We start from the raw sequence: 22,646 nt of genomic DNA, 5'->3' as shown, positions 1-22,646 counted from the left end.
TCATTTAAGTCGCTTGGATGCCGAAGATACGATTCAGTAGTTTGATCTGCTTCGGGTTTCCGAGGACGAAAAGTTTTGAGTTCGGAACAATGCGGGTTTCTGATCCTGGGTTAATGATGTATTGACCATCGGTAGTTTTGAATCCGATGATATTGACTCCGATGCGATTACGAACATCCAGCTCACCCAAGGTCTGGTATTGAAAATCAGGTGGAAGATCAGTGAAGGCCACCTCTTCCAGGTTGATTTCCCCCTCTCCTTGGATGCGAATATGGTCGATGAAGTCAATCACATCTGGTGTCACGACAAGTGAAGCCATGTGTGCCCCACCGACGCTATCAGGCATGATTACGTTATCCGCACCAGCGATGCGCAACTTCTTTACCGATTCCGATTTAGAAGCACGACTGATCAAAGTCAAACGATTGTTGAGTTCTTTCGCCGTGAGTACTACGTACAGATTGGCCGCATCATCTGGAAGGGTGGTAATCAACGCTTGCGCCTTGTCAATTCCAGCGCGTTGCAAGAGTTCATCTTGCGTAGCATTACCGTGGATACACCAATAAGGCTTGGTTTCATTGATCAGATCGATCTTTCCTTCATCCATTTCAATCACCACCACCTGCTGGTCATGTGACTCTAACTGACTTGCAGCCATTTGCCCCACACGACCAAAGCCACAAACGATGACGTGGTTTTCATATTTCTCGATCTCTTTTTTCACTTTGGCGGCTTTGAATCGGTTTCGGTATTCTCCGGCAACAAAATACGTTGTAATTGCGGAAATCGCATAGGTAAAGGTACCGATGCTGGTAAGGATCAACACAGCGGTGAAAATCATCCCGGCGTTCGAAAGAGGGTGGACTTCACGATAACCCACCGTTGAGATGGTGATCATCGTCATGTAAAAGGCCTCAATGAAGGTGTAATCTTCAAGGACCATATATCCGATGCTTCCCAGAAGTACGATTCCAAATAGGAGACTCAGCGCGAAGAAGATTCGCGAGAATATTTTTATCTCATTCCTCACTTAAGAATTACAGTTCCCAGATAGTTCTTCTCTTACGTGAAGGTTTGAAATAATGCTTGTTTTCAAGGATAAAGGCCATGATCAAGTAGATAATGATCGGTGAGCCAAGAGTGATGAATGAAAGATAGATGAACGACAATCGTACACGATGCGCCTTGATCCCGAGTTTATTACCCCACCAAGCGCACACCCCGTAGGCGTTGATTTCAAAGATGTCGAGTATTCGTTGGATCATTTTTGTGGTCATTCAACAGTGTAATCCCTATGAGGCAAGATAAGCATTTTTTTCCGCTGCAATATTGCTCGAATAAATGGAGTTGTCCTTGCGTTTCGAGCATGCTTCGCGGTTTCCAGCCGGTCTGCGTCCACATTCGGATTATCCGATTGTCTTCTGGTTTTAGTCGGTCTTGCCAATCGAGCATACGATCGATCAGCTTTTGATCTCCGTGGAGTCGTCCGAAATAGAATACAACCGGGATGACCGCATTGGTAATAATACGCTCTCGCGCTGCCCTTCCTATTCGAGCTGTTTCACGTGCTTCTAACTGAAGCGTGAGGTGATCAACTGCAATACTAACATCAAGTACTTGCATTAGTTCATCTAGGTCCTCGCACATGCTGGCTTTTCTCCATTGTAACCAGCCATTTTCAATGAGTGCAGTCAGCTGTCCGAGCCGCACCCTGGGGTGATTTGCGGGTTTCATTTTACCTCGACGCCAATTCGAAGGAGCTATGGGAGTCACTTCATGTAATCGTTGGAAGTGTTGGTAGTTTTCACGTGGCTTTTGATTTGGCTCCAGTCGCTTATCCAATTCGATCCATGAAGAATGGCAAAGCAACACGTCTCCAATCTTCTGTGGATTCCCAACCATCTTAGCGAGCCACTTCCAATTCAAGGTCATGGCCAATTGTTCGTAGGCGATTTGATTTAAGCCGAATCCGAATGACCGGCAGAGCATATGCCACCATACCGCGTTCCAGTCTTGATGGTAACGTTCGAGCAATGCCTTCACACGTTCTGTCCGTCGTTCCAGTCGTTCAATGGCCATGCGGTGAAGCCAATTATTACGTTTGAATTCATCTACTTCTCCCAAGTTCTTTTCACACGCTAGCGCGGAATGGTGTTCAATAAAATGGCGGTAGTAGTCGTAATGATCGCTGTCTAAATGACGTTCAACAATCAAGGTCGGCACTTCCTGTCCTGCCGCATTGACCAGCGGTTCATCATCTTCATACACCACATGCAGAATCACGTTTTGGTAGGCGGGGTCATGCACGTGATGGTGCCTTCGCCAATCAGAAGATCTGAGATGGATTTCAACACTCCCAATCCAGAGTTCCTTTCCAATTCGCAGTTTCGCCTCAAGGAAATCAGGACCGGCATTTCGATTCCAGTGGCCCTGGAACAAAACACTCACATCTTTGCCTGATGTCGTGGTTAATTGGGTGTTTCCAAGCTGCTGGAAACGCCACAAATACTGTAGGTAGTCTTCGTTCATATGACGAAGATGGGAAGAGCTAAGACTGGTTCGACAAGCGTTTTATGGACGCGAATGATTATCTTGTGTGCGTTAAATCAACTATACAATGAAAAGCTATTTTCTACTCCTCGTGTCTGTTGCATTCATTTTTGCCGGATGTGACAAACTGAAACAAACGACCTTGGGTGCGCAGTTCATCCAGAATTTCACCATCGATATCGATGAGAACAGCGGAACTACTCAATTCAACGCTGAAGAGGTGCTCAACGCACTATCAAACGAAGACATTGCTGATGTAAAGGAATCAATCGTGAACTACGGTATCCGCAACATCAAATGGAAAGTTTGGGAATACGCTGGACCACAAGAAGCAATGGTAAGTGGAACAGTTCGTCTTCAATCACTCAGCGGAGAGAATCTTTACGAATACGTACTTGAAGAATCGAACCTATACGACCTAAGCGAAAACCCAGATCACACTGACTTCCCAATGACACAAGATCAGAAAGATGTGATTTTGGCGGCACTATTGAATGACGATCAGATTCGCGTTTCGGCTGACGGACTCGTGACAGATGTACCTGTACACTTCGTGTTCCAGGTAGTTTCTGATTTGACGGTAACTGCAGAGATCGACTAATTTCGCGGAGTCAATCTACATAAGATATTGAAAGGAGCTTCGGCTCCTTTTTTTTATGCCTTTAGGAATTGAGCCATCTGCTCAGCAAGTGTGCTCGCAGCTCTGCGAACATCTGTGGCAAAGTCCTCGCCTTGTCCAGCGTAGATAATACCACGTGAAGAGTTCACCAATAGACCGGCATCTGCTGTTAATGCAGCATTGCTCACATCAGTCAAACTCCCTCCTTGTGCGCCTACACCAGGTACTAAGAAGAAGTGATCAGGAACCATGTCGCGTACTTCTTTCATGTCTTCTGGACGTGTAGCACCAATCACATACATCAGTTGCTCTGGGCTACCCCATTCTGCACATGCTCTAATGACACGTTCGTAGAGCTTAGGCTCTCCGTGGTATTGGAAGTCTGCAGCCCCAGGATTCGAAGTCAACCCAAGGACGATTGTCCACTTGCCTTCGTGCTCTAGAAATGGTGTGACAGCGTCCCGCCCCATGTATGGTGCCACTGTAATTGCGTCGGCACCAAGATCATCAAAAAGTGCTCTTGCATAAGCTGCAGCAGTGTTTCCGATGTCGCCACGTTTTGCATCAGCGATCACGAAGCAATGATCTGGGATATAGTCTACTGTTGCTTTTAAGACTTCCCACCCTTCTGTTCCATATTGTTCATAGAACGCTAGGTTAGGCTTGTATGCAACACATAGGTCAGCAGTAGCATCAATTACTGCTTTATTGAAAGTAAGCATCCCTTCAGCTGTTTTAGGTAGGTGAGCCGGGATCTTATTTAGGTCAGTGTCCAATCCAACACATAGGTAGCTTCCTTTCTGTTGAATCTGCGCGATCAATTCTTGTCTTGTCATGCCTGTCCTTCTTTCATTTTTTCGGCGTTCTCAGCCACCTTCAATGCTTCGATGATTTCGTTGATATCACCATCGATGATGTTCTGCAAATTGTATAGCGTGAGGTTGATTCGGTGATCAGTTACTCGTCCTTGTGGGTAATTGTAAGTGCGAATCTTCGCAGAGCGGTCTCCTGTTGAAACCAAGCTCTTGCGTTCAGCTGCACGTTCGGCTTGTTTCTTCGCAAGTTCTTGCTCGTACAAACGCGAACGAAGTACCTGCAAGGCTTTTTCGTAGTTCTTGTGCTGTGATCGTCCGTCTTGACATTCTACAACCACACCAGTTGGAAGGTGCGTCAAACGCACAGCAGACTCCGTCTTGTTAACGTGCTGACCTCCTGCCCCGCTTGCACGGTAAGTGTCTTTCTTCACGTCTGACATATTCAACTCGACATCTACTTCATCTGCTTCTGGAAGTACAGCGACTGTGGCAGCACTAGTGTGCACTCGCCCTTGGGATTCTGTTGCAGGGACACGCTGAACACGATGTACACCAGACTCGTACTTCATTGTTGCGTATACATCTTCACCAGAAACGCTGAAGACGATTTCCTTGAATCCACCTACTGTTCCCTCGTTCAAGTTGGCTACTTCCATAGTCCACCCTTTTGTTTCAAGGTACTTGGTGTACATTCTAAAGAGGTCACCAGCGAAGATACTGGCTTCGTCACCACCAGTTCCAGCACGAATCTCAACGATTACGTTTTTACTGTCTTCAGGATCTTTAGGGATCAAGGCAACCTTCACCTCTTCCTGAAGAGAAGATTCTTCCTCTTGGAGCGACAGCAATTCTTCTTGAGCCATCTCCTTCATTTCAGGATCTGTCTCCGTTTCGAGCATTTCACGGCTCGAAGCAATATTATCTACGACGTTGCGGTATCGTTTTGAGAGATCAACGATTTTCCCCAAGTCTTTGTACTCCTTCATGAGCGTAGCGTATCGCTTGTTATCGGCGATCACTTCTGGGTCAACAATGAGCATGCTGACCTCACGGTAACGATCCTCGATCGCTACGAGTTTATCGATCAACTGGTTCATGTGTTAAGCTTCTTTGTATTCGAAGGTTCCGAACTCCGAAGAAATGGTCAGGTGCTTGCCTGAACCCTCTTCTACGCGTCCGACGATTTGCGCCTCAACTCCAAATGAGTTGGCGATTTCGATCATCGCTTCCGCGCTAGCGGCATCAGTATAAATCTCCATACGGTGCCCCATATTGAAGACTTTGTACATCTCTTTCCAATCTGTACCCGATTGCTCTTGAATCAACTTGAACAATGGTGGGCAATCGAATAGCTGGTCTTTGATGACATGAACGTCATTCACGAAATGAAGCACTTTCGTCTGAGCTCCTCCTGAGCAATGCACCATTCCTTTGACTGCATCGCGGTGCTTCGAAAGTATCGCCTTAATCACAGGCGCATAAGTACGCGTTGGAGAAAGAACCAACTTACCAGCATCAACTGGGACACCTTCAACTGCTTCCGTAGGTTGTTTGCTACCAGTGTATACCAAATCCTTTGGCACATCTGGATCATAGGTTTCTGGGTAACGATCTGCCAATACCTTATGGAAGACATCGTGACGAGCAGAAGTAAGTCCATTACTTCCCATTCCACCATTGTATTCAGTCTCGTAGTTCGCTTGCCCGAAAGAAGAAAGCCCAACGATGACTTGTCCTGGAGCAATGTTCGCATTGTCAATGACCTCATCACGACGCATACGACACACGACCGTAGAATCAACGATAATTGTTCTAACGAGGTCGCCTACGTCGGCAGTTTCACCACCCGTTGACTTGATACCAATGCCTTGAGACCTTAGCTCATCAAGCAACTCTTCTGTACCATTGATGATCGCAGAGATAACCTCACCCGAAATGAGGTTTTTGTTTCGTCCGATGGTAGATGAAAGCAAGATGTTATCTGTGGCTCCTACACAAAGGAGGTCATCGAGGTTCATCACGAGAGCGTCTTGTGCAATTCCTTTCCACACGGAAGCATCACCTGTTTCTTTCCAGTAGATGTAAGCCAGTGAAGACTTCGTACCCGCTCCATCAGCGTGCATGACAATACAGTGCTCATCAGAGCCTGTTAACGTATCAGGTACGATCTTACAGAAGGCGTGAGGGAATAGACCTTTATCCACGTTCTTAATAGCTGCGTGGACGTCTTCTTTGGATGCGGAAACTCCGCGTTGTTGGTAGCGAGAATCACTCATGGGAAATAAAAAAGCGGGACGATTTTCAAATCGCCCCGCAAGTTAATTCGTTTTATGGAACTGTCGTTATTCTTCCTTCGGTACGTAATCGTATCGGAGGATCTTAAAGATCGTACGACGGTTCACCTGGTGAGCTGCCTCTTTCTCTTCTTCAGTTGCCATTGCATTGATTTCTTTATCAGAAATCTTAGGCTCGCTCTTACCCTTACCTACTGCGACCATGCGGTCTTTAGCAATTCCTTTCGATACTAGGTAGTCTACACAAGTTTGTGCACGACGCTGGCTAAGCTCCTGGTTGTATCCAACCTTACCACGTGTATCTGTGTGTGCTTCAAGCTGGATTACGAAGTTTCCGTTCGTTACTAGTAGATCGTAAAGGAAGTTCAAAGAATCGGCAGAGTTCACTTCTTCGTTCACAAGAAGCGTTGCTTCGTTGAATGGGTACTGTACCAATGGAAGATCGTACTCGATACCGATGACGATTTCTTTTAGGAAGTACTCACGAGCAAATGTCGTAGACTCAGCAAGACCTTCTGTTGAGAATTGGTCAGAAGTACCAATGTAGCCATCAAGTGCAACATCTACAGCGTAGTTTGTTGAAGCAATGATTTCTCCGTTATCAAGAGAGATTCCACCGTTTCCATCTGTAGTCAAGTTGTAGCTCTGACCGTCGGTTCCTTGCACCGTCACTTTTGAGTTCGCCAATGGTACACCCGTATCGTAGTTGTATACATTCGCGATGTACGCAAACTCCAGCGGAGGCATCTTGAACTCGTAGATATCGTCTTTACCTTTTCCGTTTGGACGGCTAGAAGTGAACATCCCTTGGTCTAGGTCTTTTTCCCAGATGATTCCGAAATCATCAGAAGAACTGTTGATTGGTGCAGGCATTCCTTCAACTTCAGCAATCGTCATGTCTTCTCCAGCGCGTGTTGCCTTGAAGATATCAAGTCCTCCCATGCTACCATGCATATCAGAAGCGAAATAAAGTGTTCCATCTAATTTGAATGATGGGAACATTTCATCTCCTTTCGTATTCACTTTGTCACCCATGTTCTTAGGCTTACCCCAAGTTTTGGCTTTCTTATCGTACTCTACATACCATAGGTCACGTCCACCGAAACCACCTGGCATATCAGAAACGAACACCATGTACATATCATCTGGAGAAAGCGCTGGCTGCCCAACTTGAGATGAATCGTTCAACTCGCGATCGATGAGATTCATTGGCTCTGCTGGACCAAAGTCTTTTCCTTGACGACGTGCGTAGTAGATATCACAAGCGAAACGTGCATCCTTCTCGTCGATACAACGAGTGAAGTACATCGTAGAGAATTTCTTATCAAAACATGCTGCACCTTCATTGTGCTGCGTGTTGATTGTATTGTTTACCGGAACTGGTGTTGACCACTTTCCTTTCTTATCACGTTCAGAGATGAAGAGGTCCATGTAAGACTCACCAGTGATCGGGTCATCAGAAGAACCTGCCGATGAAGGACGAGCAGATCCGAAGATGATCTCATCGTAACGCTTACCACTCCATGCTGGGCCGTAATCAAACTGCTCAGAGTTTAGGATTGGCATTTGATCTACTACGTAACGGCTTGAAGGCTCATCCATTTCAAGTGCAGCCTTTTCACACATTTCGATTGCAGCGCGAGCTTTTGTCTTGTCGCCACCTTTCTCCATGTAGTCATTGTACTTCTGGATTGCGTCGTCAAATTTATTTTGAGCGCGAAGCACTTCACCGTAGTTGTAGTGTACTATTGGATCTGTTTCATCGAAACGGAACCCGATCGCTTTCTTGTAGTAGTCTTCTGCTCCTTTATGGTCCAGCATCAGACGGTAACATTCACCGATCTTGTAGTTCACCTCTCCTTTCTCAGCGACTCCACTGAGCTTTCCATAAACGCGGAGGTAGTCAGCCGCCGCTTCGTGGTAGGCTTTGTTTTCGAAAGCAAGGTCTGCATCCTCAGTGTAGTTCTTCTGACCGAAGGCTACAGAGCAGAACAATGCGAACAATAAAAGTAGGGAGTAACGTTGCACAGCGTGTTTGGTGTTGGTTTTTTGCATCTTTTTCCGATTACAGGAAGCGAAAATAACTAAATAATACACGGAATTGCAAATAAGCGAAAGCCACAGCAGACGCGAGATTCAACGGTTTTCAACAGTCATCTCACTCTAAGAAACCGTCAAAAGAGGTTGGAATCCCTGTTCCTGCAAGCGCTACAGCTCACTATCTGGCATTATCCGTTTCCCACAAATAACGTAGGAATCCTCAATATTAGTGCAAAAAGAAATGGTCCTGACAAGCAGGACCATTTCAACTATTGATTTCTTAATTAGCGAGTGAAAAGTAGCTCACGCAGCTTTGGCAATGGCCACATCTCATCATCGATCAACATTTCTAATCGGTCAGAGTGCTCACGCACGCTGTTCAACAACGGCATCACCTTATCAGCGTATAGGTTAGCAATCTTCTCAACGTCAGTCATCTTATCAGCTTTCTTGCGCTCTGCACGTAGTGCATCTACGTCGTCTTTCACTGCTGACAGGTGCTCAGAGATCTCTTTGATCAACTTCACTTGTGTGCTGCTCGCTTTTTTGAATTCAGCAGCGGTCATGATGTCTTTCAAGCCCTTCACATTTTCTACCAAACGTGTCTGGTATGCAATTGCTGTCGGGATGATGTGATTCTGTGCAAGATCAGCTCCAACACGCGCTTCGATCTGACGCTTTAGGATGTAGTTTTCGAATTCTACTTCTACACGTGCTTCTAGCTCTTCAGGAGCCAAAACTCCCATCGCTGAGTAGATGTCACGTGTTTCTTTGCGCTTCAATACGCTCAACGCCTGTGGCGTATTCACAAGGTTAGAAAGACCCCGCTTCTTCGCTTCTTTCACCCATTCGTCACTGTACCCATTTCCTTCGAAGCGGATGTTCTTTGACGCCTTGATCAACTTCTGCAATTCCTTTAGGATTGCTTCGTCTTTCTTCTCTCCTTTGTTGATGCGTGCATCAACGTTCTTCTTGAATTCAATCAGCTGATCTGCAACGATTGTGTTCAATGCGATCATCGCATTTGAACAGTTAGCTGAAGAACCTACTGCGCGGAACTCAAACTTGTTTCCAGTGAAAGCGAAAGGTGAAGTACGGTTACGATCAGTGTTGTCAAGTAGAACTTCAGGAATTCGTCCGATTTCCAACTTCAACGCTGTCTTATCGTCTGGTGTCATCTTTCCAGCCTTGATGTTCTTCTCAAGTGCGTCAAGTGCCTCTGTCAACTGAGAACCGATGAACGCTGAGATGATTGCTGGAGGTGCTTCGTTCGCACCCAAACGGTGATCGTTACCAGCACCTGCGATCGCAGCACGAAGAATGTCTGCATTCTTGTGAATCGCAGCAATCGTGTTCACGAAGAAGGTCAAAAAGCGCATGTTGCTTTTTGGATTCTTCCCTGGCTTCAGAAGATTCACTCCTGTGTTTGTGCTTAGTGACCAGTTGTTGTGCTTACCAGAACCATTCAACCCTTCAAATGGCTTCTCGTGAAGAAGTACACGGAAGTCGTGCTTACGAGCTACTTTATCGAGAAGGTCCATCAATAGCTGGTTGTGGTCATTTGCCAAGTTTGCTTCTTCGAAGATCGGCGCACATTCGAACTGATTTGGAGCAACCTCGTTGTGACGTGTTGCCACAGGAATTCCAAGACGGTGTGCTTCAGTTTCGAAGTCTTTCATGAACGCCATGGCGCGATCAGGAATAGACCCGAAGTAGTGATCATCCAACTGCTGACCTTTTGCAGGTGCGTGTCCGAATAGCGCACGACCTGTCAACGCAATATCAGGACGAGCATTGAACAATGCACGGTCGATGAGGAAGTACTCCTGCTCCCAACCAAGTGTGATTGTTACTTTCTTGACATCACGGTCAAAGTACTGGCATACATCTGTTGCTGCCTTGTCAGCTGCTGCAATCGCACGCAACAACGGCACCTTGTTATCAAGTGCATGTCCCGTGTATGAAATGAAGATCGTTGGGATACATAGTGTATTACCAATCACGAAAGCTGGAGATGAAGGATCCCAGATCGTGTAACCACGAGCTTCGAATGTATTACGAATACCTCCGTTCGGGAATGAAGAAGCATCCGGCTCTTGCTGGACTAATAGAGAACCATCAAATTTCTCAATCGCACGTCCGTCTCCAGTAGGCTGCATGAATGAATCATGCTTCTCTGCTGTTGCTCCAGTCAAAGGTTGGAACCAGTGAGTGTAGTGCGTTGCTCCGCGTGAAGTAGCCCAGTCTTTCATAGACGTCGCTACTTGATCCGCGATTCCACGTTCAATACGCGTACCGTTGATCGTTGCGTCCATCACCTTCTCGTAAGCCTCGTCTGTGAGGTACTCACGCATCGTGTGTTGGTTGAATACATTCTCTCCGTAAAATTCTGAAATCTTACCTGCTGGCTCCACTACTAGTGGTTTGCGATGGAATACATCTTCCAGGGCTTTACTGCGAAAAGTTGGCATTAGTCCGAGATTTTTAAAATTCTGGTGCAAAGATAGATAAACGACAGGGGGTCAGCATGAATTTTTTGTAAATTCTTTTGAACACCCCCTCAAAAACACCCCCTTTCAGAAAAATCTTACGAATTACCCCCTCTCCCCCCCATAAACGTAAAAAGGGCGCCAGTTGGCGCCCATTTCTTTCTCTTGATTCTATTTCATGTTACTTCAACCATCTTCTGGTGACGTATTGTTCACCGTCGTCGATGATGACTGAGTACATTCCGGCAGGGAGATCATACGTATCTATAGAAAGCAAACCTCCTCCGGCTAGTTTTCGGTTTCCTGAAGCCACAAGCTTACCGTTCACATCGAACATGCGGTAACTAATGTCTTGCTCCATTCCAGAGATTTTAACGTTACAACGATCTGTACCTGGGTTAGGGAATACCACTACCGTTGGCTCTGGCTTGAACTCTTCGTCAACAGATACAAGATCCGTTTGGAAGTTGAAGTAGTGAACGATCTCTTTTCCGAAATCAGTTTCGAACTGAATGAACGTTGAACCTGCTACTTTCTTCAGACGACATGTTCCGTTTCCATCATTGTTCGCGAAAAAGCTCAACCCATCATCATCAGAATCGGAAAGGATGAACTTGTAACACCCTGCGTTCAGTGCAATGGTATCGCGGTAGTTCGTATTGGCTTCATCGAAATCATCACGCAAGTAAACTGTTGTTCCATTCATTGTTTCAATGCGGACCTCCGTCTCCCAAGGTGTGTTGTTCGTTTTTGTCCAGATAATGATGCGGTTATCATCCTCCTCCCCATACGTATATACAGGTGGACGATTGAACGTTGAAGTCGCGTGATTATTGAATTGGTTCTCATCGGTAAATCCATTCGCCGAAGTCACCGTAGCCTCGAAAACCAACACCTCTTCTTCATCTCCATTCCAGAATCCTGGGTCATCGTAGCTCACTGTTACGTCTTCAGACTCTAGGAACCCGAGTTCACCTGTCCATGTATACGTATTCATGTTTTCACCGATACCGTAGGTAATCTCACAGCTAGTCAACGGTGCAGAACCATTGTTCTTGATGCGGATTACTGGGTCATCACAAATTGGGTTCATACGACTCAAGATGCGCATATCGCTCGGTGCCATGATTTCTTCGATTTCCACATCCGTGGTGAAGTTCGGCTCTCCGTAGGCGATTACCTGTCCTTCGAATCGGTAGTTCCCATCTGGATCATATTCGATATCGTAATCAACAGTGAACGATTCCATGTTGTCTACGAGTGGGGTCAATTCAAAGTCTTGAGTTTTCACAGGAGCTCCCGGACACCAACCAGCGCGGTCGTAAATCCATGTACCTCCCTGTGGGTAAAGTGGGTTATCCGCACATTCCTGCATAATCTCCCAACTCCATTGCGTTTCACCATTCACTTTTACTGAGTGCGTGTTGTAACAGAACTCGCCACAGTTGTTTCCTTGTCCGAAGCCATGCCCAGAAGCACGAGTTTTCAAACGGAAAGTCTCCTCCCCTTCTTCTACATCAATCTGGTAGGCCGTTACGTTCTCATCAAATGAGTTCAAGTTGTAGGTTCCTTTCCAGAATGCTTCTACGCGCTTCACGTCACGTGGAGGAGTTCCTTCGATGAACATGAACTTCATATCCAAGAGCTCTTGCCAGTTTCCTGCTTCAAGCTCTACCTCTCCATGAAGCAGTGGCTCGTAATCAGTAACATCGAAGATCCAAGTCCACCCTTCTTCTAGGTCAAGGTTGATTCCGTAAGGAGTGATGAATCGTCCGATTTCATAGCGATCAACTACTTCATATGGAGCACCGTAGTATTCTAGCGTTTGGTTTACAAATGGAACCGCATCTCCTTCGAATGGAATCGTTTCCAATATATTCCCATCCTCGTCGTATACATAAGTGTCTTGTGGAAGCCAGTAGTAATCAATGTCAGTTACATATACATCGTAGTTCTCTACGTCCCACGATGACACCGACACTGGAGCTACCATTACTTGTTCCGTGTAGCTATCTGTAGTTGTGTTAATCGTGTAATCTCCTTGTTGAATTTGAATTGAAGGACGGAAGGCCACCAATTCAGGGTTCAAGAATAGATCATCTCCATTATGGTACTGGCGATCTGGGGCCCCGTGTGGAGCTGCGTCGAATCCGTTTCCACTATGATCAAGCACGGGCTCTCCATTCACTTCGTTGAAGTCGTAGTAAACCACAAGGTCATCGTAGTTCGGGTGATCCATAGTAATCGAACGGTTCATCCAAGCGGCGATTGTCTCCTCATCGAGGGCTACCTCCCAGATGGCAAATTCGTCCATCTTTCCATTGTAGAAATTCGACCAACCTGCAGCAGATCCGATACTGAACTTCACGATGTCTTCCATAGTGCGGAAGCGATCCGTTCCTGAGTGCCAAAGTTCTCCGTTCAAGTAGGCAAACATCTCACCTGTTACTGCATTCTTGGTGAATGCCCAGTGGTTCCAGCGTCCTTCAAAGTCGGCAGTGTTCGCTGCTTTGTCTATACGATCGTAGCCTCCAGACTGACCAGCATCCCAGTACACACGAGCATTACCCCATGGAAGGTGGCTGTTCACAACGCGCTGGTTACTGCTATTTACTCCTTCAAATACTGTGCTGTTGCTCGGCTGAATATCTTCATTTCCATTCACCCAAAAGGCAATGGTGATTTCATCTTGTACCGCTGCAAATGCTTCGCCTGGAACTTTCACCTCATCCACGTTATTGAACGAGATGTAACGATCATTGCTTGCTGCCGAAACAGAGTTGATTGTAGAATTTACCCCTTTGAACTGTGTTGGAGAAAAAGCTTCTTCAACGTGCGCACTTAATTCAAATACCAATGAGCTCATTCCGTCCCACATGATGGCCTCAGTGAACTGGAAAGGGTACCATCCTTCGCCGCCAGGCATAAATTCACCGACGCGAACTTCAGTCATGTCTCCATCATACCAAGAGGTCAAATCTTCTTCCGCGGTAGCGCCAACTTTCAAACGAAGAAGGTCTGCCATATCCCAAGCGTCACCAATTTCAAGTTCGATGTAGCCAATCTCACCAGCGGTCAGACCCATGTCTAACAACTCTTGTGCTGTGTATAAGAATTGAAAACGGCTACGGTGCATATCCGTACGAACTGGTGCTGGATTCACCGTTCCATCTTCAGCGAACGTAACCATCACTTCGTTCTCTACAGTCACGTCATTCGCAATTTCGTAATCGTACTGGATGAAGTTGTACAGTGGATCAACCACAAGATCTTGCGTTACGAAATCTTGATTATCGATCAACATGAAAGGGTGCGTCAAGAAATTCGAGTCTAACACTCCTGTGTAATCGTAGAGGTAATTGTAGGTTAGGTAATCCCACTCTCCACAAGGGAATCCGAGACCTCCCGCTGTTCCGTCTTCGAAACATTTCAGGGTGTAGTACATCAAGATTTTTTGGTACGTTGTGCCGTCATCTTCAGGGAATGTGAAGGTGCGTCTACCCGGACTATCATAATCTGTGTCCGGGTTGTTTTGATCTTCGAATGTGTAGGTCTGTACCACCAGTGTATCACCGGGATCGGCCATCATCGCAGTGCTTGCGAGCACCGCAAGCAGTCCTAGGATCGCTCTCTTTAGCATGTTGGTTCAAGATTTTGGAGTCGTAAGATACTAAGGGAGCGCTAGATGAACTATTTAATGCGGACTTAATATGGAAAGGCTGAAAATCACGCCTTTTGCTTTGTCGCATCGTGTTTTGGTCTATTTTTGATTGGCTTTAACCTTTAGCGCATGAACTATCTTTTCATCATGTACCCATGGGAGGATATCGATCCTAATGCTGATTCTTCCCTACAGCTCATTCATGAAGTAGCCTCAAGAGGTTACAAAGTTGCTCTAACTACAGCGGCTAATTTGACCATCCGTGATTGCATGGCGATGACCTTTGCGAAGGTTCTGAAGAACCAAGACAAGGTGTCGAAGTCTGTCAACTCATTCTACAAGAACGCTCAGTTCAAGGAAGAGATGCTGCCGCTTGCAGGATTTGATGTGATTTTCATGCGGGCGAATCCGCCACTTGACAACATCGTCTTGAACTTCTTGGATTCTGTCAAAGATGACGTCTTCATCATCAATGATGTTGAAGGACTACGTGAAGCAAACAACAAGCTTTACACGGCGGCTTTCTACGACCCGAAGAATGAAGTCATTCCGGCAACCCACGTTTCTAAGAATAAGGAGTATCTAAAGCGTGTCATCAAGGAAAGTGATTCTGAAAAGATGATCATGAAACCGTTGAATGGTTATGGTGGTTCTGGAGTTATCGTTCTTGAAAAAGGAGCTAGCTCCAACATGAACTCATTGCTCGACTTCTATATTAGTCGCAAAGACGGTGAAAGCAATTACGTGATCCTCCAGGATTACGTTGAGGGTGCTGAGTTGGGAGATATTCGTGTACTTATGCTTCATGGCGAACCGATTGGTGCTATGCGAAGAGTACCTGCTGAAGGAGATGCCCGTTCCAATGTAGCTGCTGGTGGTTCCATTCAGAAACACACCTTAACCGCAGCTGAGAAGAAGCTCTGTAAATGGGTCGGGCCTAAATTGGTTCAAGACGGATTGTACTTTGCCGGACTAGACCTAATCGGCGGAAAGCTGATCGAGGTGAATGTTTTGAGCCCAGGTGGAATCAACTACATCAATAAGTTGAACAAAGTCAAACTTCAACGTAAGATCATCGATTACTGTGACGACGTAATCCGATCACGTGAATCTCTAAGAAGTAGAAGAAGCGAGCTGAGGAAAGCTGTAGAGAATGCGTAAACTAAGTTGTGAAGAGATCATTCGCCGCATCCAGGAGGGACTCACCTTCGAGGCGGAGAGCAGTGATGCTGGTTTTAGAATCTCGATTAACGAATACGTGCCGTATGTATGTACGGCCATTCACGACGGTCATCGCTTTCGCGATGAGCTGAAGATCAAAACGCGCCTTTCGGAATTTGAACGCTGGTATGAAGAAGACCCTTATACCGGTGCCTTCATTTCTTCCATGCCGATCAAACTCATTGGTTTGGATAGTCGTTTTGAATATGATCTCAACCGTGAACCTGAGACTTGTGTATATGACGAGGCTTGGGGTAAGAAGGTCTGGAAAAGAGCGTTGACCAAGGCTGAGCGTGAACGTTCGCGCAAGAAGCATGACGCGTACTATCGTGTGACATACGCGCTGATCGCCAAGCTAGAAGAGCTTTTTGGCGCTTGTGTGGTTTATGACATGCACTCTTACAATTGGCGTCGTTGGGATCGTGAAGTGCCTGTTTGGAATATTGGTTCTGAGCGTATTGATAATGATCGTTTTGGCATTTGCGTAGAAAAGTGGCGTGATCAACTGGCAGACATTGAGTTGCCTAACGGCATCCCTCAGAGCGCTGCTATTAATGATACTTTCTTCGGACGAGGGTACAACCTTGCCTTCATTACCAAGAGCTTCGACAACACCTTAGTTCTCGCGACCGAGGTCTCGAAGATTTACTGCAACGAAGAAACGGCTGAGCCCTTCCCTGCAGTCATCAATTCAATCAAGGGGCAGCTCAAGCGTGCCATTCTAAACCACGCGCACGACTTTGCACGGGAGTTCACCACATGGGAACATAAGAAGCAAGGTCGCCTCCTCTCGAATGATCTTCAGGAATCAATCTTGGAGGTAGATTCAGCACTACATGACCTGTTGAAGAATTTCGAGTTGTTATCTATGGTGAATCCAATCAACGTAGCTCAAGAGAAGAAACGATTCTTCGAGTCGCGTTGCACGATCAACCCACAATTCGAATACAAGCCGATTGGATTCGATCCTTTCCACTTGAAACGGAAGATTCACCGATTGGAGATTGAGAAGATCACAGATGTGCATATCCAACGTCTTTACCAAGATGTGATCAATGCCTTCAGCGACAAGATCGATATGCTATCGTCTATTGGCAGCAGTAAGTTCTTGTATAACTCCATGCGCTATTTCGGTGAGCCTTCTGAAAAGGACCTGAAGAATGCGTGGTTCCTTCAGCATCTTCCAGAGGTTGAAGTCGCTACCGCGGAACCGAGATTGGGTGTACCAGAAGCTGTTGAGTTATTCAAAGAGAGTTTCGAAGAATACGGCTTCAAAGGAAAGATTGAAGTCTCTCGCAACATGGTGGCTGATGCGATGGTGATAAACCACCAGAAGAAAGTCATGATCAAGAAGGGCGCGACTTTCCGCCCGAAGGAACTGCGGTTCTTGGTGCATCACGAGATTGGAGTGCATATGGTGACTACCATGAATAGCAATCTCCAGCCGTTGAAGGTGTTCAACCTGGGCTTCCCAGTGAACACGATGACGCAAGAAGGACTGGCTGTTCTGTCTGAGTACTTGAGTGGGAACATCACCTTACGTCGCCTAAAGGAATTGGGTCAACGCGTGATCGCCACCGATATGATGGTGAAAGGAGCTGATTTCAAGAAGACCTACCGCACCATGGTCAACGACCTAGAGATGGATGTGGATGAAGCGTTCTACCTCGTCACTCGTATTTATCGAGGAGGTGGATTCACGAAAGACCACCTCTACTTACGCGGACTTAGCGAAATGTATCGATTCTGGAGTGACGGAAATGATCTTCGCCCATTACTCATTGGTAAAACTTCTTTGGAGCACTACGGAACCATCCTAGAAATGATTGAGCGAGGAATTTTGAAGCAACCAAAATACCTCTCACGCGCTATCATGGAGCCACGAACGGAGGAGAACAACCCAATCTACGATTACATCATTCGCGCCATCCGTTAAGCACCTTTTTACTGAATGCTTCTTTGATCGGCAGTGGGGCTAGAAGCGCCGCAGCCAGAATCACGTACTCCGCAATGATCCAGAAGTAGTTTTCTTGGAATCCACCCCCATCATAATGGGCGTAACTGAAGACGGCTAGAAAACTCCAGAACCAGATGGCCTTTCGATTTGAGAATACCGCCGCAGCGGCAATCATCGTGATGTACCACGGATGCACAGTTGTCGTCATCAAGTAGTAGACCAGATAGGTCAAGGTTAATGCAGTTCCGTAGCGAACAACTTGTTCTTTCGGCGTGCCTTTGTTATTCCATCTGGAAAAGGCAACGAACAGGATCAAACTTAAGGTGATCAGTGACATCCAAGGTCCAACGGACTGAATAGGGTTATATCCGAGGATGGCCTCTCCTATGGTTCGGACTAGGTAATAGATTGACGCATTGAATTCAAACGACTTGAAGTAGAGCTCGATACTCGTTTGCCAATGGGCAATTAATTCTGAAGAATAAAACGGCAAAAAGGTCAATACAAGCGTGAATAGCGCCATCGCACCAAAGCCGTATGCCCTGCGTTTCAAGATCACGAAAACCAAGGGCACCAACATCAACGGGGTCAACTTTACAGATACGGCTAAGGCAAAAGGAATTCCACCTAAGAAAGGCATCGCCGTTCCGCGATAGCGAAAACAACAAGCCAACCAAACGCTCAAGGCTAAGAAAGTCATTACCATACCTTCAAAGTGGACGTTACCAGAAAGCTCAATGATAACCAAAGGGTTTAATGCGTAGCCGATGGACCACCAATAGGGCAATTCAAAATAGCTCAGTAATCGTGCAATCAAGAACAGAAGTAACGCTTCGCCTAACAGAATGAATAAGTGCAGGAAGAAGATCGTACCTGCTAACGAGCCTTGGCCTAACCAAACACTCGCCGCGAAAATCATTTGGTTCACCGGTGGGTAAACGGTGTAGTACTGCTTAGAATTTAGTCCGTCGTACAGCTCATCCAATTGCCATTCAGCGGCACGCTCATCAGAGATGAAATCTTGTGGTAGAATTAAGTAAGGATTCTCTCCTTGTACAGTCAATAGTCCATCCCAAGTGAAGCGGTAGTAATCATCAGATAATCGAGGTTCACTGAAAATGAAAGCTGAACGGAATAGAAGAGCAATCCAGAAGATTTCTTTCCAGCCCATTTCATGCTTGCGTCGCATAAATATGATCATCCCTCCGAAGAGGAAACCAAAGCCTACGAATACTTCGAAGAAATTTGATCGATCTAGGCCATAGCCCATGAATAGGTAGGCCACATATTGGCTAAGAATGAACGCGATGCGCGAGACAACCGGGTTTAGGCGGTTAAGCAACGCGAGTATGCTTGAACGAGAACCAGGCTACGTAGGTGAAACCGATGAAGAGCATGATGTGGAATGGGAGCATTCCAAACTCTTGATGATAGATTCCTAGCACGACACCACCAAAGAAGTAGATTGCCAAAAACGCCTCGATAATGGTCAGTGGATTCGCTTTGAGTGCGCGGTACTTTTTATCAGACCAAGATCCATCTCCTTCTCCACTGATGGCAAATTTGGGTGTTCTAACGAACGGTGTTTTTCTTCCAATGTACCCTTCAATCACAGCGATACTATTGTGCAAGGACATTCCCATACTCACCGCTAAGAACAACGGGAAATCACGAAGGAAAGTTAGGAAGCTATCTCCTCTGTACTTTCTGGAAGTCCAGTAGTAGTAAGCCAATACAATGAAGCTGAATAAGAATACGCTCGCCAAGTTGAACATAAGATCGTAATCAGAAGTCCCAATTTTCACCAGTAGAATAGGCAGACTCAAGAGCGCTGAACCTAAGACACAAATGAAAATGAAACTGTTCATCAGGTGGAAGATCGCGTGCACCTTCGTGCTCAGACCAATACCACGTTTCTTGATTACCGAGGGTAGGTTCTTCACGGCACATTCAGCAGCGCCTTTAGTCCATCTGAACTGTTGATTCTTCAATGCATTCATTTCCGCAGGAAGCTCCGCAGGAGACCCCACTTCTTCCAGGTAGACGAAGTTCCACCCCTTCAATTGAGCACGGTAACTCAGGTCAAGATCTTCAGTAATGGTATCGTGTTGCCAACCACCAGCATCTTTAATGCATTCATTGCGCCACACACCAGCGGTACCATTGAAATTGATAAAGTGACCGCGTGCGTTTCGACCGAGTTGCTCGATGGTAAAGTGCGCATCCAATCCAAAGGCTTGTAGCCTCGTCAAGATGGAGTAATCTTCGTTGAGGTGTTCCCAACGGGTTTGAACAACCCCTACTTTATTGCCCGACTTGAAATAAGGCATCGTCTTGCGAAGGAATTGCGGATCAGGGATGAAATCTGCGTCGAAAATAGCGGTGAATTCTCCTTTCGCGATACCCAAACCGTATTCCAACGCTCCAGCCTTGAAACCAACACGGTCTTCACGACGAATGTGTTCGATGTCTAGTCCTTGCGACTTCCAGTACGCTACTTTTTTCGCTGCTACCTCTACAGATTCATCGTTACCATCATCCAATACTTGAATATCAAGCTTGTCTAGCGGGTAATCGAGTTTAGCAACCGCATCGATCAAACGCTCCACGACATACAGTTCGTTGTACACTGGGAGCTGAACCGTCACTCGCGGCCATTCAAAATGGTCTGGGTCTTCTTTCTGCCACTCTTCTTGCTTTCGATGACGAGCACGGTAAGCAATGGTCAGATTCAACTGCATGCAGCTGTACAACAGAATGAAGGTTAGAAACAACCCGTATATGATCAGTATAGTTAGGTCCACTTCGCGTATTTCAGTATGGTGGTTATGATCTTATAGCCCGCTAAGATAGTACCTTTCAGAGTGCCAGAGACTTTCGACACGCCAATGCGCTTTCGATAGTTCACCGCCACTTCATCGACGTTCAATTTCTTATGTAGAGCTTTTACTTGCATTTCGACAGTCCAGCCATAATCAGGGTCGCGCATACCAAGGTCATTCAGACTGCTCAGTTTAATCGCACGGTACGGACCAAGGTCGGAGTACTGATGTTTGTAGATCTTTTTGATCATCCAGGTAGCGAGCCAGTTTCCGAAGACTTGTTGGGGTGTCATGGCCCCTTTTTCTTTTTCACCAAGCGCTCGTGAGCCAATGACCATATCAGCCGATCCATCCAGAATAGGTTTGATCAGATCAGGCATCTCACTGGCATAATCGCTGTAATCTGCATCCATGAACACGATGATATCAGCCAAGGGCTCGTGGCCATTCACCACCTCAATTCCCTTGAGGCATGCCGAGCCATAACCCTGCTTCAATTCTGTCACCACTTTCGCTCCCGCGGAAGCCGCTACAGCAGCAGTATCATCCTTGGAATTGTTGTTCACCACCACCACAGTGCGCACGAGCTCGCGATCAATATCGCTTACCACATGCCCAATGCTCTTCTCTTCATTCCAAGCTGGTATGATTACGTCGATTATCATAGACGGGCAAATGTAGCTATTCGATACATGTTGGGGCTTCACGGAATTCTAACGAAACCGTAAACTTAGTCGAGTAACGAGAGTCTAATCGATAACCGATAATCCATAAACTATAACTTGTACAACGCACCACGAACTACGAACTACGGACTACAAACTGACAGTCCCAGATTGCCCACGGGGCAATCTCTATATACACGTCGATTATAAAGCATTGCGCCTTGCGCAACGGAGAGTCAGTCCACAGTCCACAGTCCACGGTCCACGAATTACCAACCTATTCCGCGTGAGCGACATTTGTCTGCTCTACCTTCCCTGGGTAGGCATCAAGCGCAGCACGAAGACAGTCAACAGCTTGTTTGAGTTCTTCTACATTCAATACGTAGGCTACCCGTACTTGCTTGCGTCCTGTTTCGGCATTCTTGTAAAAACCTGCCGCAGGAGCCATCATCACTGTGTTGCCGTTATGGCTGAATGACTCAAGAAGCCATTGACAGAATTTCTCGGCGTCGTCTACTGGAAGTTCTGCCATGCAGTAGAATGCTCCTTTTGGTTTGGGACAACGTACACCTGGAATGGCGTTTAGTCCGTCTACCAACACATTGCGGCGCTCTACGTATTCTTCGATCACCTCATCAAAGTATGACTGAGGAGTTTGAAGTGCCGCCTCACCTGCCAGCTGAGCAAGGGATGGTGGACTCAATCGCGCTTGAGCGAATTTCAATGCTGTATTTCGAACCTCTTCGTTCTTTGTGATCATGGCTCCAATACGTGCACCACACATACTGTAACGCTTGGATACCGAATCAATCAAGATCACGTGCTGATCTAGCCCGTCTAGGTTCATTACTGACGTTGGCTTTTCACCATGGTAGCAGAATTCGCGGTACACCTCATCAGCAATGAGGAATAGATCATGCTCGAGAGCCAGGGCGCGCAATTTCTCTAGTTCTTCACGAGAGTAGAGGTAACCCGTAGGGTTTGCTGGGTTGCAAATGAGGATAGCACGAGTCTTACCATTAATAAGAGGCTCGAACTCTTCAATTGCAGGAAGTGCGAATCCATCTTCGATTTTAGCTGTTACCGATTGAACAGTGACACCTGCTGCTTGCGCGAATCCGTTGTAGTTTGCGTAGAAGGGTTCCGGAATAATCACTTCATCACCAGCATCCATACACGCATTGAAAACGAAGCTGAGTGCTTCACTTCCCCCTGTTGTGATGAGGATGTCTTCTACGTTTACAGGAATATCATGCTTCTGGTAGTAAGCAGAAAGGCCTTCTCGATATGAAAGGTTTCCTTCACTCAATGAGTAAGCAAGCACCGTTTCGTCATAGGCACGTACAGCATCTCTCACCACTTGCGGTGTTTCGATATCAGGTTGCCCGATATTCAGGTGAAATACTTTCGTTCCTGCTTTCTTAGCTGCTTCGGCGTATGGGACCAACTTTCTGATTGGTGAAGCTGGCATCGCCATTCCTTTCTGTGATACTCCTGGCATGGTTCAAAAAAT

At 46.4% G+C, this 22,646-nt stretch carries 16 protein-coding genes; 3 read left to right on the top strand and 13 right to left on the bottom strand.

From position 1 onward, the window contains the following. Positions 1 to 4: 4 nt before the first annotated feature. From RA156_RS02385 to RA156_RS02375, 3 genes are all read right to left on the bottom strand, one after another. Positions 5 to 943, bottom strand: a complete 939-nt coding sequence (locus RA156_RS02385) for a potassium channel family protein (protein WP_306642477.1) — start codon at positions 941 to 943, stop codon at positions 5 to 7. Between the two features lie 94 nt (positions 944 to 1,037). After that, positions 1,038 to 1,277, bottom strand: coding sequence for a PspC domain-containing protein (locus RA156_RS02380; protein ID WP_306642476.1), 240 nt, complete (start codon positions 1,275 to 1,277; stop codon positions 1,038 to 1,040). After that, positions 1,237 to 2,529 (bottom strand): DUF2851 family protein, encoded by a 1,293-nt coding sequence (locus tag RA156_RS02375; RefSeq protein WP_306642475.1) that lies wholly within the window; start codon positions 2,527 to 2,529, stop codon positions 1,237 to 1,239. Before RA156_RS02375 ends, RA156_RS02380 begins: the two co-directional genes overlap by 41 nt. Positions 2,530 to 2,617: 88 nt before the next feature. Here RA156_RS02375 and RA156_RS02370 point away from each other — a divergent pair, with 88 nt between their 5' ends. Then, a complete protein-coding gene (locus RA156_RS02370) occupies positions 2,618 to 3,151 on the top strand; it encodes a hypothetical protein (protein ID WP_306642474.1) in 534 nt (177 codons plus the stop codon). Between the two features lie 53 nt (positions 3,152 to 3,204). Here the strand turns inward: RA156_RS02370 and pyrF are convergent, their stop codons facing one another. The 6 genes from pyrF to RA156_RS02340 form a co-directional block, all read right to left on the bottom strand. Then, a complete protein-coding gene (pyrF, locus tag RA156_RS02365) occupies positions 3,205 to 4,005 on the bottom strand; it encodes an orotidine-5'-phosphate decarboxylase (protein WP_306642473.1) in 801 nt (266 codons plus the stop codon). Beyond that, entirely contained in the window at positions 4,002 to 5,072 is a 1,071-nt protein-coding gene (gene prfA, locus RA156_RS02360; RefSeq protein WP_434064831.1) for a peptide chain release factor 1, read from the bottom strand. The genes pyrF and prfA overlap by 4 nt, the downstream gene beginning before the upstream one ends. Before the next feature lie 12 nt (positions 5,073 to 5,084). Further along, positions 5,085 to 6,260: an AIR synthase related protein gene (locus tag RA156_RS02355; protein WP_306642471.1), complete on the bottom strand. Its 1,176-nt coding sequence runs from the start codon at positions 6,258 to 6,260 to the stop codon at positions 5,085 to 5,087. Positions 6,261 to 6,326: 66 nt separating this feature from the next. Beyond that, positions 6,327 to 8,333: an OmpA family protein gene (locus RA156_RS02350; protein ID WP_306642470.1), complete on the bottom strand. Its 2,007-nt coding sequence runs from the start codon at positions 8,331 to 8,333 to the stop codon at positions 6,327 to 6,329. A 269-nt stretch (positions 8,334 to 8,602) separates the two neighbouring features. Further along, positions 8,603 to 10,789, bottom strand: coding sequence for a glutamine synthetase III family protein (locus tag RA156_RS02345; protein WP_306642469.1), 2,187 nt, complete (start codon positions 10,787 to 10,789; stop codon positions 8,603 to 8,605). A gap of 199 nt (positions 10,790 to 10,988) precedes the next feature. Continuing rightward, on the bottom strand, positions 10,989 to 14,447 hold the full coding sequence (locus RA156_RS02340) for a LamG-like jellyroll fold domain-containing protein (RefSeq protein ID WP_306642468.1): 3,459 nt from the start codon (positions 14,445 to 14,447) through the stop codon (positions 10,989 to 10,991). 150 nt (positions 14,448 to 14,597) lie between these two features. On the opposite strand from RA156_RS02340, the gene gshB reads away from it, so the two are divergent. Further along, a complete protein-coding gene (gene gshB / locus RA156_RS02335) occupies positions 14,598 to 15,629 on the top strand; it encodes a glutathione synthase (RefSeq protein WP_306642467.1) in 1,032 nt (343 codons plus the stop codon). Continuing rightward, complete coding sequence (locus tag RA156_RS02330) at positions 15,622 to 17,625, top strand: flavohemoglobin expression-modulating QEGLA motif protein (protein WP_306642466.1); 2,004 nt, start codon at positions 15,622 to 15,624, stop codon at positions 17,623 to 17,625. The genes gshB and RA156_RS02330 overlap by 8 nt, the downstream gene beginning before the upstream one ends. Here the strand turns inward: RA156_RS02330 and RA156_RS02325 are convergent. The 4 genes from RA156_RS02325 to RA156_RS02310 form a co-directional block, all read right to left on the bottom strand. Then, positions 17,606 to 18,931 (bottom strand): MptA/MptB family glycosyltransferase, encoded by a 1,326-nt coding sequence (locus RA156_RS02325; protein ID WP_306642465.1) that lies wholly within the window; start codon positions 18,929 to 18,931, stop codon positions 17,606 to 17,608. The two genes, RA156_RS02330 and RA156_RS02325, sit on opposite strands and share 20 nt — an antisense overlap. 49 nt (positions 18,932 to 18,980) lie before the next feature. Continuing rightward, positions 18,981 to 20,450 (bottom strand): cellulose synthase family protein, encoded by a 1,470-nt coding sequence (locus RA156_RS02320; RefSeq protein WP_306642464.1) that lies wholly within the window; start codon positions 20,448 to 20,450, stop codon positions 18,981 to 18,983. After that, positions 20,441 to 21,133 (bottom strand): glycosyltransferase family 2 protein, encoded by a 693-nt coding sequence (locus tag RA156_RS02315; protein WP_306642463.1) that lies wholly within the window; start codon positions 21,131 to 21,133, stop codon positions 20,441 to 20,443. Before RA156_RS02315 ends, RA156_RS02320 begins: the two co-directional genes overlap by 10 nt. Before the next feature lie 277 nt (positions 21,134 to 21,410). Continuing rightward, a complete protein-coding gene (locus tag RA156_RS02310) occupies positions 21,411 to 22,634 on the bottom strand; it encodes a pyridoxal phosphate-dependent aminotransferase (protein WP_306642462.1) in 1,224 nt (407 codons plus the stop codon). Positions 22,635 to 22,646: the final 12 nt, after the last annotated feature.

This window comes from Sanyastnella coralliicola (assembly GCF_030845195.1).
Lineage (GTDB): Bacteria > Bacteroidota > Bacteroidia > Flavobacteriales_D > Sanyastnellaceae > Sanyastnella > Sanyastnella coralliicola.
The sequence above is the reverse complement of the archived record's forward strand: the minus strand, read 5'-3'. Positions and strand labels throughout refer to the sequence as shown.